14 protein-coding genes are annotated in these 13,398 nt (G+C 37.7%); 8 read left to right on the top strand and 6 right to left on the bottom strand.

Annotated elements, in window-relative coordinates; genetic code table 11:
• Positions 1-68: 68 nt before the first annotated feature.
• Together BAQ44_RS03860 and BAQ44_RS03855 are read left to right on the top strand one after the other, a co-directional pair.
• Positions 69-1,658: an N-acetylmuramoyl-L-alanine amidase gene (locus tag BAQ44_RS03860; protein ID WP_071720865.1), complete on the top strand. Its 1,590-nt coding sequence runs from the start codon at positions 69-71 to the stop codon at positions 1,656-1,658.
• 131 nt (positions 1,659-1,789) lie between these two features.
• Entirely contained in the window at positions 1,790-2,743 is a 954-nt protein-coding gene (locus tag BAQ44_RS03855) for a TRM11 family SAM-dependent methyltransferase (protein ID WP_001059327.1), read from the top strand.
• Positions 2,744-2,946: 203 nt separating this feature from the next.
• Here the strand turns inward: BAQ44_RS03855 and BAQ44_RS30255 are convergent, their stop codons facing one another.
• Positions 2,947-3,189 carry a YflJ family protein gene (locus BAQ44_RS30255; protein ID WP_116758350.1) on the bottom strand — a complete coding sequence of 81 codons (243 nt, stop codon included), beginning with the start codon at positions 3,187-3,189 and terminating at the stop codon, positions 2,947-2,949.
• 137 nt (positions 3,190-3,326) lie between these two features.
• Here BAQ44_RS30255 and BAQ44_RS03845 point away from each other — a divergent pair, with 137 nt between their 5' ends.
• Together BAQ44_RS03845 and BAQ44_RS03840 are read left to right on the top strand one after the other, a co-directional pair.
• Entirely contained in the window at positions 3,327-4,331 is a 1,005-nt protein-coding gene (locus BAQ44_RS03845) for a proline racemase family protein (RefSeq protein ID WP_071720864.1), read from the top strand.
• A gap of 19 nt (positions 4,332-4,350) precedes the next feature.
• A complete protein-coding gene (locus BAQ44_RS03840; RefSeq protein ID WP_071720862.1) occupies positions 4,351-5,328 on the top strand; it encodes an ornithine cyclodeaminase family protein in 978 nt (325 codons plus the stop codon).
• Positions 5,329-5,640: 312 nt separating this feature from the next.
• Here BAQ44_RS03840 and BAQ44_RS03835 read toward each other — a convergent pair whose 3' ends face one another.
• The 5 genes from BAQ44_RS03835 to BAQ44_RS03820 all read right to left on the bottom strand — a co-directional run bounded on the left by BAQ44_RS03835 (position 5,641) and on the right by BAQ44_RS03820 (position 9,187).
• The gene (locus BAQ44_RS03835) at positions 5,641-5,979 is read right to left on the bottom strand and encodes a hypothetical protein (RefSeq protein ID WP_071720860.1); all 339 of its coding nucleotides are present in this window, start codon (positions 5,977-5,979) and stop codon (positions 5,641-5,643) included.
• A gap of 105 nt (positions 5,980-6,084) precedes the next feature.
• Positions 6,085-6,237 carry a hypothetical protein gene (locus BAQ44_RS30765; protein WP_161491746.1) on the bottom strand — a complete coding sequence of 51 codons (153 nt, stop codon included), beginning with the start codon at positions 6,235-6,237 and terminating at the stop codon, positions 6,085-6,087.
• Positions 6,238-6,421: 184 nt separating this feature from the next.
• Entirely contained in the window at positions 6,422-6,568 is a 147-nt protein-coding gene (locus BAQ44_RS30760) for a hypothetical protein (RefSeq protein ID WP_161491745.1), read from the bottom strand.
• A 47-nt stretch (positions 6,569-6,615) separates the two neighbouring features.
• Entirely contained in the window at positions 6,616-7,374 is a 759-nt protein-coding gene (locus tag BAQ44_RS03830; protein ID WP_249024719.1) for a hypothetical protein, read from the bottom strand.
• A 487-nt stretch (positions 7,375-7,861) separates the two neighbouring features.
• Positions 7,862-9,187 (bottom strand): MFS transporter, encoded by a 1,326-nt coding sequence (locus tag BAQ44_RS03820; RefSeq protein WP_071720855.1) that lies wholly within the window; start codon positions 9,185-9,187, stop codon positions 7,862-7,864.
• 225 nt (positions 9,188-9,412) lie between these two features.
• On the opposite strand from BAQ44_RS03820, the gene BAQ44_RS03815 reads away from it, so the two are divergent.
• From BAQ44_RS03815 to BAQ44_RS03800, 4 genes are all read left to right on the top strand, one after another.
• Complete coding sequence (locus BAQ44_RS03815; RefSeq protein WP_071720853.1) at positions 9,413-11,002, top strand: ATP-binding protein; 1,590 nt, start codon at positions 9,413-9,415, stop codon at positions 11,000-11,002.
• Positions 11,003-11,021: 19 nt separating this feature from the next.
• Entirely contained in the window at positions 11,022-11,699 is a 678-nt protein-coding gene (locus tag BAQ44_RS03810; protein WP_071720851.1) for a response regulator, read from the top strand.
• Complete coding sequence (locus BAQ44_RS03805) at positions 11,696-12,664, top strand: tripartite tricarboxylate transporter substrate binding protein (protein ID WP_071720849.1); 969 nt, start codon at positions 11,696-11,698, stop codon at positions 12,662-12,664. Before BAQ44_RS03810 ends, BAQ44_RS03805 begins: the two co-directional genes overlap by 4 nt.
• 225 nt (positions 12,665-12,889) lie before the next feature.
• Positions 12,890-13,291 (top strand): (deoxy)nucleoside triphosphate pyrophosphohydrolase, encoded by a 402-nt coding sequence (locus BAQ44_RS03800; protein WP_000739608.1) that lies wholly within the window; start codon positions 12,890-12,892, stop codon positions 13,289-13,291.
• Positions 13,292-13,398: the final 107 nt, after the last annotated feature.

The raw sequence follows: 13,398 nt of genomic DNA, 5'->3' as shown, positions 1-13,398 counted from the left end.
TATCGGAATTTATATATTAAGATTACGCGTTATTAAAAAGATGATTGTCGAGAGGAGTATTATTTTTTATGAAGTATCGTGCAGTCGCGGCAGGTATTTTAGCCGCAAGTTTATTATCATCTCCAGTAAGTAGTTTCGCAGCATCGAAGAAGTTTTCGGATGTTCCTACATGGGCGCAAGAATCAGTTGATTATTTAGTAGGAAAAAAAGCGCTTGATGGAAAGCCAGATGGAACGTTTTCTCCATCTGAAGCAGTAGATAGAGGATCAGCTGCAAAAATCATAGCAGTCGTTCTTGGTTTACCAATTGATCCAAAAGCAAAACCATCTTTTAAAGATGCACAAAGCCATTGGGCAGCACCGTACATTGCAGCAGTGGAAAAAGCAGGTGCAATTAATGGAGATGGTACTGGTAATTTCAATCCATTCGGCAAAATGAACCGTGCATCTATGGCATCTATGTTAGTACAAGCGTACTCATTAGATAAGAAGATTATTGGAGAACTTCCAACACAGTTTAAAGATTTGGAACCTCATTGGGGTAAGAAACAAGCTAATATTTTAGTAGCTTTAGAGATTTCTAATGGTACTGGAAATGGCTGGAATCCTGAAGGAACTGTAACGCGTGCAGAAACAGCTCAGTTCATTGCAAAGGCTGATAAAGATAAAACAAATACATCAAAAAGAATGTATATGAACAGAAACTTTATTACATATCATCAACCATCATTATCATCTGGTATTACTGACGTTCAGCATAAGCCACAAATGGTTGAAGTGAAAGAGCAAAGAGCAGACGGCTGGTTGAAAATTGTAACAAGTAAAGGTGAGAAGTGGACACCTCTAACAGAAAAAACAGAAACGATTAACCAAGAGTTTACTGCATATGAAACAGCTTCACATAGTTCTAAAGTGCTAGGAACATATAATGCACAAACAGTAACGATTATGGAAGAGAGTGGCAGCTGGATTCGTATCCGCGTAGGCGCTGGTTTCCAGTGGGTTGATAAAAATCAATTAAACCCAGTAAAGCAAGAGAACTTCTTAGAAGGTAAAGCGATTATTATTGATCCAGGTCACGGCGGAATTGACTCGGGTAATCCTGGTTATTATGAGAAAGAAAGTCAAACTGTATTAGATGTATCATTACGATTAAAGAAAATATTTGAGCAAAAGGCACCATTTACTGTTATGTTCACTCGTACAGATAATACACGTCCAGGAGTAGACTCAACAGATTCATTGAAAAAACGAGTAGAGTTTGCACAGGAACATAATGGAGATATTTTTGTAAGTATCCATGCCAATGGTTCTGAAAAGAAAAATGGACAAGGTACAGAAACATTATATTATCAGTCAGCAAGAGCGAAAGTAACGAATCCGCATGTAGAAGACAGTATGTTATTAGCACAAAAAATTCAAGACCGTCTTGTAGCAGCACTTGGAACAAAAGATCGTGGTATAAGACATCAGGACTTATACGTAACTAGAGAAAATACAATGCCAGCTGTATTAACAGAATTAGCATTTGTAGATAATAAAAGTGATGCAGATAAAATTGCTACACCAAAACAGAGACAAGCTGCAGCGGAAGCGATTTATCAAGGTATTTTAGATTATTACGAAGCGAAGGGTAATAGCGTATCTTCTTTCCGTTAATACATCAAAAGAGATTGCCAATGGCAGTCTCTTTTATTTATTAACGTTTCTCTTTATTTCAGGCATGTGATATCATTTAATTTTATATGAAAAAGTATTGTAATTATAACGATATAGAGGATGATAATAGATTGAATAATCATAGTAAAACACCTGCATGTATATATACGTATGCATTTCGCGAGGAGGAGCGTGCTTTATGTTATTTGGAAATGCGCTCGTTCTTTGGAACGGAGTCTCACGTTAATATTTTGAAAAGTGATGTCAAAATTGACCCAAGTAGAAGTGCGTTTATAAAAGAGCGCGTTGAGGTTATGTACGAGGGAGACGACTTAGAAAGCATTTTAAAACAAGTGGAACAAATTGATTTGGCGGGGGCATCATTTAAAGTTATCTTCGTTAAAATTAATGACCTTGGGAAAGAAAATAAAATTGAATATGGGGAAAGACGTCTCATTGAACGCGACCTTGGCATGCATATTGAAGGAGAAGCGGATGTTCGTAATCCAGAGCGTGTATTTGGGATTGTTCCTCTTGGAGGACGCTGGTACTTCGGACACTATGTAGAAAGTGAGCCAGTTTGGTATCATCACATAAAAAAACCGCATAGTTATTCGACATCTCTTAGCACACGTGTTGCGAGATCAGTTGCTAATATTGCTGTACCAAATCCAGATGGAGTACGAGCAATTGACCCGTGCTGCGGTATTGGAACAGTAGTAGTAGAAGCACTTTCTATGGGGATTAACATCGTTGGTAGAGATATAAATCCACTTGTTGTGCTTGGAACGAGAAAAAACATCGCACATTTCGGGTTTGAAGGAACAGTAACAAAAGGTCCAATTGAGGAAATTACGGAGAACTACGACGTTGCCATTATCGATATGCCGTACGACTTATTTACGCATGCAACACCAGAAGACCAGTTCTCCATTCTTTCAAGTGCGCGCCGCATCGCTAAAAAGGTAGTCGTTGTCACGATGGAAACAATGGACGACATGATCCATGAAGCAGGATTTGAAATTACAGATCGCTGTGTTACAAGAAAAGGATCATTTACTAGACAAATTCTTGTTTGTGAATAAGAAAAGAAGGTCACCCGTTTGGGTGACCTTTTTTGTTTGGTATTGGTGTGTGATTGGTTGGTAGTGTAGATAGATGAATTGGCGAAATTTGTCGGTAAGTCGATATCCTATGTCGAATCGTCGATATATTTAAAAAATCGCCGATATATTGTGCTAAATCGTTGATATATTCCGAGAATCGACGATATCGCTACATTAGTATATTACTCTTCTTTCGTCTTCTCTTGTTGTGCAAGTAATAAATTGCGTAAGACGTGTCCGCGGTAACTTTCTAGTTTTCGCCCTTCGTGATATCGCACGCCTAATTTTTTTAGTTCGGCTACGTACCAGCCTTTTGTTCCGTAGTACATTGGATCACTTCCTTTTTGCTTTTGAACAGTATATGTTGGGGGCGGGAGTAACTTTCCATTGAAAATAATAAGCCTAGTTGTATCAAGGTGTTCCATAAAATAGTTTCCGGACAGTGTATAAAAAAATAGACAGTAGTGTATGCTTTTTTACACAATGCATACAAATTTATACCCTATGCGTTGGCATGATATTTGCAATAAAAAGAGTATCAACATATAGGGGAGAGATAGGAATGAAGGTTAGTAAAGTGTACACGACAATTGATGCTCACGTAGCTGGGGAACCACTTCGAATTATTACAGGCGGCGTGCCAGAAATAAAAGGAGAAACACAGTTAGAAAGACGCACATACTGCATGGAACATTTGGACCATCTTCGCGAAGTTCTTATGTATGAACCGCGAGGACATCACGGCATGTACGGTTGTATCATTACGCCGCCTGCGAGTGCTCACGCTGATTTTGGTGTATTATTTATGCACAATGAAGGATGGAGCACGATGTGTGGTCATGGCATTATCGCTGTTATTACAGTCGGAATTGAAACGGGTATGTTTGAAGTGACAGGTGAGAAACAAAAGTTTATTATCGACAGCCCTGCCGGTGAAGTCATTGCGTACGCGAAATATAACGGGAGCGAAGTAGAGTCCGTATCATTTGAAAATGTTCCTTCATTTGTATACAAAAAAGACGTCCCTATTAAAATAGGTGACTATGAATTTCAAGTAGATATCGCGTTTGGCGGAGCTTTTTATGCAGTAGTAGATAGTAAAGAATTTGGTTTGAAAGTCGATTTCAAAGACTTAGCTGCTATTCAAGCGTGGGGCGGTAAAATTAAGCACTACATTGAGAGTAACATGGAAGTAAAGCATCCACTTGAAGAAGGGTTAAAAGGAATATACGGCGTTATTTTCTCAGATGAACCGAAAGGGGAAGACGCAACTTTACGAAATGTAACGATTTTCGCTGATGGGCAAGTAGATCGTTCTCCTTGCGGCACAGGAACTTCCGCAAGAATCGCAACTCTTTTTGAAAGAGATACCCTACAAAAGGGAGAAATTTTCGTCCACGAATGCATTACTGACGGGAAATTCGAGGGAGAAGTATTGTCGGTAACCGCAGTAGATACATATGAAGCTGTCGTTCCAAAAGTAACGGGGCATGCCTTTATTACAGGATTTCATCAGTTCGTTGTAGACCCAAGAGATGATTTGAATCGAGGATTTTTGTTAGGATAGAAGGAGGAGGTGGAAAGATATGCTAGTCATAAGCGCGAACGAACAACGAAACTTAGTAAATATGAATGAAGTCATTGAATACGCGGCGCTTGCTTTAAAAGAATTTTCCGCAGAAAGAACGATCACGCCAATTCGCGGCTCATTACCATTTGCGAACGAGAAAAATACGGCATTAATTATGCCTTCAGTAGCGGAAGGACTTGAGGCACTTGGCTTAAAAGTCGTAACAGTAGTCCCTGAGAACAAAAAGATAGGAAAGAAAACGATAAACGGGATTGTGATGCTATCAGACTTTCAAACGGGAGAACCGCTCGCACTTTTAGAAGGATCCTACTTAACGATGATTCGAACAGGGGCTCTATCAGGAGTAGCGACAAAACATTTAGCTCGGCATAACGCAAAAACCTTATGTATTATCGGGACAGGCGAACAGGCGAAGGGAATTGCCGAAGCAGTGTTTGCGGTGAGAGATATTGAAAAAGTCATTTTATACAATCGAACAGAAGAAAAAGCGTATGCATTTGCGCAATATATACAAGAGAGATTCAATAAACCTGCTTATGTTCACACAAATGCAAATGAAGCAATAAGCGAAGCAGACATCATCGTCACAACTACGAACGCATCCACACCAGTCTTCTCAGAAAAACTACAAAAAGGCGTCCACATAAACGCCGTCGGCTCATTTAGGCCGAACATGCAAGAACTACCATCCCACGCCATCGCGGGAGCAAATAAAGTAGTAGTCGAATCAAAAGAAGCAGCACTAGAAGAAACAGGAGATCTTCAAGTTCCAATACAGGAAGGTTTATTCAAAGCTAGCGACATCCATGCCGAACTTGGACAAATCATAAGCGGGGAAAGGGCTGGTAGGGAGAACGATAAAGAGATTACTATTTTTAAATCGGTTGGTTTGGCGGTAGTGGATATTATTGTTGCGAAGTATTTGTATGAGAAAGCGGTGGAGAATGGGGTGGGGAATAGGATTGAGTTTTGAGGGAGACTGCCTTTTGGTGGTCTTTTTTTGTTGGGTGTTTGGTGCAGTTGTGGGGTTGGTTGATAGTTTGGGAGGTAGCTTTTGCAAAATTTGTCGGTAAGTCGATATGTTGTGTCGAAACGTCGATATATTCGGAGTTGTGATCGATATAATTGGATAATCGTTGATATATTTTTTGGGGGTGTGGTATTCATTGGCAGGATGAGCTTAATGATATGTTGGAACACGTGAATCCTGTACAGATATGAAATTATTAATTCAATTGGCGTATGAAAAAGTTGCCCCTCTAACAAGTAGAGGGGCAACTTTTTTTTACCATTCCCGCCATTCTTCTGTTATATCTTCTTCGGATTCTAAGCCAGCTATTCGTGCAGCCGCATCGATAAATTCATAGAGATCTTCTCTTTCCATTGTTTCGATAAAATGGTCATGTTCGATATTTAGTTCATTTAATTTAATAACTACCTCTTTAACAAATTGCATTACTTCGACTTCGGTTGGGTTCTTCCCTAATTGCTGCAAATTGTTAATGTAAGTGTCAAGAACCGTATTTGTTGCACTTATATTTTCTTCGGTGAAAAATTCCCCATCTTCATCATACTCAACCCATGAGGTTGTTGGTTTATTTTTTTTCAATTCATCAAATGTCATGATAACCTCCTAAATGTGTTTTTTGTCTTTAATTTCATTCTACATTTTTGATTATATATAACAATCATTTTAGAGGGATTTTTTGTAAGTTGATAGTTCTTTTATTCATTTTACGAGGCCATCTATTTGAGGTCTTTTTATTTTATCATCCTTATATAGATGATATTTATGACTATTTTTTTGATTATCTGTAAATGCGATGCAATCTGTTTTATTGAATGTTGTTTGTAATAGTAATAGAAAAGAATCTTTAGTCATACGAATTACTTTGCATAATAATCATTAGGAGCTTTTGCCTTTATAAAAGTAAAGGCTTCTAAACTTAAAATAACAATGAAAGAAGAAAATATAATTTTTTCACTACATTCACTCCTAGTCTATTGATGTACAAATGAAAAACTCAAGTCAAAATAACTTGAGTTTTCGTTTCTGTATAATAGCATTATTCATCATTTTTAAATCTAGGTTTACTAAAAAATAATGCTGCTACAAAAAATATTGAGGTACATACAATTCCTAACATAGCTTTACCAAGCACCGTGAATATTATTGCTGATAGGGCAGCTAAAAAGAAAAATAGTTTCATCAATGTTTTCATCCTCCCTAAATTACAAAATATTCAATTAATAGATGTTGTTATGAATCACATTCATCGAGACAACCAAGGACTGTATTTACTCCCACAATACCGGCAGAGTTTACACATGCATAGCAAGCTGTTCCTGCTGTTGCTGGTACACCAGCAGTACATGCTACTCCACAAGCTGCAAGTAATCCCGCAATTACTAGCATATTTACACCTTTAGACGCTACACAACTTTGAGTACATTTCCATCTTTTTGTCCATCCATATTGAACAGCCTTATCAGTTTTTGGTGCAAGTTCTGTAGTAAGTATATCTGTTCCTTTTTCATCGGCGGATGAATCATTAATCACAGTAGTTAAATCTAAATCGGCAGAACTTGTTAGTATATTATCGATCCACATCTTAGTAGTAGCTAGATTATCTTTGTTTCTATTAGACTTTAATTCATAAGTGTTTTTTAATTCAACCTTATCAGTAAAAACCATATTAAAGAGTTTAAGTGAATTCACAATTCCTTGATCATCTGTAGTAACGGATGAATCAAAAACAGAATACTCTACACCAAATGGTGTCTTAATCCCTCTTACTAAAAGGTTATCTACATCAACTTCTGTACCACCAATCGGTTTGACAGTTCCTGATGAAATTAATTCTTTAGCTTTCTCCAGTAATTGACCTTTTGTAACATCCTCTACTGTAACTTCATTTTCTTTCACTACTTTAGTAGTTTTGAAGAATTCTTTAGTAGCTAAAATAGACTCATCAATTGACAACTGATCATCATTAGTTTTAGCGTACGAAGAATTCATTGGAAAGGAAGCTAAAAGTACCATAGAAAAAATTAGTAAATAAGATAGTAGCTTCTTCATACATAAAACCCCTTTTATTACAATTTTTGATTGTGTTGGAACAACCACCCTAATAAAAGGGTAACATAGATAGTACACCATGTGAAATAATATCCGTCCAAAAAGCAGGGTGAAAAAACCTATAAATCCCTACATGACAGTCATAGGAAAAAATTAAAAAAATTTTAAAACCCACTAAAATACTATTAAATAAAACTAAAAATTAGTTCATATGTTTTTGTTAAAAAAGAACTAGAAACCATAACGAAAATGTGTATTAGGAGGAGGGGAAGTCTTAAAAATAATCTTGTTAATGATAGATTTGAAATAAGGATTTCCAAGTTTAAAAGATGGTTTTAATTTGTCAGCGGAGAGTTTTTTTGATGTTAGATTCTTTGAAAGAGTATACGAAGAGGCCACCTCTTTCAAGGTGACCTTCCGCACTTCATTATTTTGAACTAGTACCATTTTTCAAACTATCCCCATCACCAAGCTCCGCCTCAATCTGCGAAGTCTTCGATGACTCATCCATACGCCAATATGTGATAAAGCTGATAGCGATACATCCAGCTACGTAGAAGTAGAATAGTGATTCCATTCCGATACTCTTTAGCCATAAAGCGATGAACTCAGCTGTTCCACCGAATATCGCAACGGTTAGTGCATATGGTAAGCCTACGCCAAGTGCGCGAATTTCAGTTGGGAAGAGTTCTGCTTTTACAATTGCGTTAATGGAAGTGTAACCAGTAACGATAATGAGACCGACCATCATGAGTAAGAATGCTACCATTGGTTCTGTCGTTTTTTCCATGAAGAAGAAGATTGGTGCTGTTAGTAATGTTCCGAGAATACCGAATGCCATTAATAGTGGGCGGCGTCCAATTTTATCGGATAGTAGCCCCGCAATTGGTTGAAGTACGACGAAAATAAGTAGTGCGGCAAAGTTAATCCAGCTTACAACTTCTTTTGGAAGACCGACTGTGTTTACCATGAACTTTTGTAAATATGTTGTGTACGTATAGAATGCGACAGTACCTCCTAATGTTAGACCGACTACTGTTAATACTGCTTTCGGATGTTTCATAAGAGCGCGAACGGTTCCTGCGTTTTCGCGTTTTTGTGATTTTATGTTTGCGAATTGCTCCGATTCATCCATTGTGCGGCGAAGCCATAATACAGCTACTGCACCCATCGCTCCAATGATGAACGGAATGCGCCAGCCCCAAGCTTTCATATCTGGTTCGCTTAGCAATTGCTGAAGAACAATTTGAACGCCTAACGCAACCATTTGTCCAGCAACGAGCGTTACATATTGGAAGCTTGAATAAAAACCACGGCGACCACTACTAGCCATTTCAGATAAATATGTTGCGGAAGTTCCGTACTCTCCGCCGAGTGATAATCCTTGAAGTAAACGGGCAAGAACTAAAATAATGGGTGCCATAATACCGATGCTTTCGTAACTAGGTGTACAGGCGATAATTAAAGAACCACCGGCCATAACTGTAATCGAAAGCGTTAATGCTGCCCGGCGTCCGTGCCGATCCGCATAGCGACCCATTAATAAACTTCCGATAGGGCGCATTAAAAACCCAACTGCGAAAATAGCCGCTGTGTTTAGTAACTGACTCGTTGGATCGCCTTTAGGAAAGAACTCTGCTGAAAAGTAAACAGCGAAAGCAGAGTAAACGTACCAGTCATACCATTCAATTAAATTGCCGACAGAACCTTTGAAAATATTGCCGGCGACTCGGTTTGATTTTACTTGAGCCATACTAATTCCTCCTCTTGCTTATAAATAAAATGATAATTATGAAAGCGTGTTCATTGTAGTTGAATTGTACTGTCTAAAGGATAGAATCTCAATATTATGACAATTTTATTCTTTTTGTACTTTATGTACATGGGGAGTTTTAATAGTTGCTTCATTATTAGTTTTGTCATAATAATAGAAAAAGGAGATTGATAGTTTTGAATATTTTATCAAAGGATATGAAGTATGAAGAAATCACGCAAAGTGTCATTGCAAACGAAAATAGTGAGCTTAATTATCGCGTTAATTTTATTTGTCGTTCTCCTATTAGCGGGAATATTTGTGTACATTCAGTCCGTTGATACGAAGCGCCAAGTGGAGCAACTAGCCCTGCAAACAGCGAAGTCGCTTTCTTTTATGCCAGCTATAAAAGGTGCTTTTCAAAATAATGAGCATAAAAGTACGATTCAATCTATTGCGGAACAAGTTCGTGAGCAAGCTGGTGCAGATTATGTCATTATAGAAGATCGCTTTGGGGTGATGTATTCCCATTCTAATTCGGAGTTAATTGGCACAAAGAGTAACAATCCATATAACTATGAAGCACTTACTTTTGGTGGATACTATACGCTAGAAGGAAATGGTGAAAGTGGTCCTGCTTTAATGGCGAAGGCGCCCATTATTGTTCATAACGGAGACTACGATCAAGTTGTTGGTGTTGTGACAGTAGAGTTTTTAATAAAAGGTATCGAATCTAACATACTGAGCAGAACGAAAGAAATTATACTCTTTTCCTTAGCTGTATTACTAGCTGGAATTGTTGGTGGCATTCTTTTAGCACGTAGCATTCGTAAAGATACACTCGGTTTAGAGCCGAATGAAATTGCGGCGTTATACCGGGAACGAAGTGCGATACTACTATCTATAAAAGAAGGAATTATCGCCATTGATCAAAACGGTTTTATTACGATGATGAACACCTCGGCAGAAGAGATGCTACATGTAAATGATGATTATATGCAGCAGCACATTTCAAAAGTTTTACCGGAATTTAATATGGAGAGAGTGTTAGAAAGCGATCAAGAAATCGCGTTTCAAGATAAAGTGTTTATTTTAAACATGACACCGATACTTGAAAATAATAATACGGTAGGCGTTGTATGTAGTTTTAGAGATAAAACAGAACTGCAAAACTTAGTGAATACGATATCTGAGGTAAGAAAGTATTCCGAGGATTTACGTGCTCAAACGCATGAATTTACAAATAAGCTGTTCGTCTTATCAGGATTACTTCAGTTAGGACATTACAAAGAAGCGATTGAATTTATCCAGCAAGAATCTAATATTCATCAAAGTCAAAATCATATTTTATTCCATCAAATTCATGATGCAAAAGTACAAGCTATTTTATTAGGGAAAATCGGAACAGCGTCGGAGAAGAAAATTGATTTTCATATTGAAGGAGATAGTGCACTTCATCCATTACCAGACCATATAAAAGTTTCGCACCTTATTACGATCCTTGGAAACATAATCGACAATGCGTTTGATGCGGTGAGTGAACGAGAGGAAAAGAATGTTTCTTTCTTTGTTACGGATATTGGACATGATATTGTGTTTGAAGTAATAGATAGTGGAGCAGGAATACCAGCTGAAAAAATCACGACCATTTTTCAAAAAGGATTTTCAACGAAAGGAAATAATCGCGGTTACGGATTAGCAAATGTGAAAGAAATGGTAGATCTACTAGGGGGAACAATTGAAATTCAAAACGAGAAAAATGGGGGAGCTATTTTTACAATTTACCTTCCGAAAACATTGAGAGAAAGTACATGACTAACAGGGGGATGGGCATATGTTGAAGGTTGCAATTGCAGAAGATGATTTCCGCGTCGCGCAAATTCAGGAAGAGTTTTTATCAAAAATAAAGGATGTAAAAGTGATTGGAAAAGCATTGAACGCAAAAGAAACGATGGAATTACTACAAAGGGAAGAAATCGATTTGCTTCTATTAGATAACTATTTGCCAGATGGAATCGGAACAGACTTATTGCCGAAAATTCATGCAGACTTTCCAAACGTTGACGTCATTATGGTTACTGCGGCAAATGAAAACCATATGTTACAAAAAGCAATTCGAAACGGCGTAAGCAACTACCTTATAAAACCGGTCACGTTAGAAAAATTCGTTCGCACAATTGAAGACTATAAAAGAAAGAAGCAATTATTACATAGTAACAATGAAGTGAATCAAGCACTCATCGATAACTTCTTCGGTACTTCGCAAACGCAAGACATCAAAAACTTACCGACAGGTGTGGATCCGTTAACGCTGCAAAAAGTGAAAGGGATTATAAAAGGATTCGAAGAGGGCATTACAATAGAAGAAATGGGCGAACAAATGGGGGCCTCCAGAACAACCGCAAGAAGATATTTAGAATACTTAGTAGCGACAAACGAATGCACAGTAGAGTACACATACGGCATTATCGGACGACCAGAACGAAAATATCGAATAGGACGAGGACTATGAAAAAGCGATTATTACTATGTATATGGATCATGACAGGAGCAATAACAGGTTGTTCCTCGGAAAAACCTCAAACGAATACAGTAAACATCGACAAAGTAGAAATCGTTGCGCCAAACGTTCAAGGAGCAGGATGGGACTTAACAGCACGAGCGATGCAAAAAACACTGACAGAAGAAAAAATCTTCACAAAACCAATCACTGTCACAAACAAAGTAGGTGGCAGCGGTGACGTCGGATGGAAATATACGAAACAAAAAGGCGGTCACGTACTGGCGATTAACTCAAGTTTACTTATAACGAACAACCTACTAGGCCACAGTAAACTAACATATAAAGACTTCACACCGCTCGCAACATTAGCATCAGATTGGGAAGTCGTTGTCGTATCAAAAGAATCAAACATAGAAACTGCAAAACAACTAATGGAACAACTAAAACAAAACAAGGAAAACTTCAAAATCGGCGTTGCCCCAGGCCTAGGAAACGACGATCACCTATCATTTGTACAAGTAAGCAAAGCATTCGGCATAAACCCTGCCGAACTACAATTCTTCGTCTACGAAAACAAAGAAAAAATCATAAACGCCCTAACGAACAAACAAATCAGCGCCGCAACCATGACCCTATCCGAAGCCGAAAAACAATACAAAGCTGGCAAAATAAAAATACTAGCCGTATCCGCACCAAAACGACTAGACCGCCTACCAGAAATCCCAACATGGAAAGAACAAGGAATCAACGTCATCTTCCAGCACTGGAAAGGCATTATGGGTCCAAAAGATATGACGGAGGAAGAGGTTGCTTATTGGGATGGTGTGATTAAGAGGATGGTGGAGAGTGATAGTTGGAAGGGGATTTTGAGGGAGCGGGGTTGGGAGAGTTTTTATAAGGGGAGTGTGGAGAGTAGGATGTTGTTGGAGCAATGTGATTTTAGGTATGAGGAAATGTTGAAAAAAGAGGCGTAAGAGGGAAGTATTCAATCAGGCTTTATTTTTGTAGTTACTTCTATATAATATAAAAGAGATGAGAGTGTTAGGCTAATTGCATTAAAAGGGCTAGATAAGGATAGATAAAATCTAGCTTACTGATTAAAAATATATTAGTCGTTTAAAGATATAAAAGGCATTTTTCAGTCTATAAAGTGTGGAAACATAAAGTATAGAGTTTCTGTGAGATTTAAGGAGGATATAATGAAGAAAAATATTTATGTTGTTGGAGCAGTAATTGTTCAAGATGAGAAAATTTTATGTGCACAAAGAGGACCATCTAAATCGCTACCTCTTATGTGGGAATTTCCAGGTGGGAAAATAGAAGAGGGAGAAACACCTCAAGAGGCGTTAAAGCGTGAAATTGATGAAGAAATGCATTGTAGCGTGCAGATTGGTGAGCAAATTGATTATACAGCCTATGAGTATGATTTTGGTATTGTTCATTTGAAAACTTTCTATTGTAAACTTGTTGAAGGAAGTCCAGTTCTAACTGAGCACGTAGCAATTAAATGGTTATATCCGAATGAACTAGCAGCTTTAGAATGGGCACCTGCGGATATCCCAACTATTGAGAAATTATCAAAAGAATCGATTGTAAAGTAATTTGATTAAAAACTATTCGTTTTATGCGGATAGTTTTTTTATTGTAATAAATTTGCACTTTAAATCAGTGAGTAATACAATTAGTATAAAAATTTGTCATAAATGGT

It is taken from the genome of Bacillus mobilis, assembly GCF_001884045.1.
In the GTDB taxonomy this organism is placed as follows: domain Bacteria; phylum Bacillota; class Bacilli; order Bacillales; family Bacillaceae_G; genus Bacillus_A; species Bacillus_A mobilis.
This window is presented reverse-complemented; position numbering and strand designations above follow the sequence as displayed.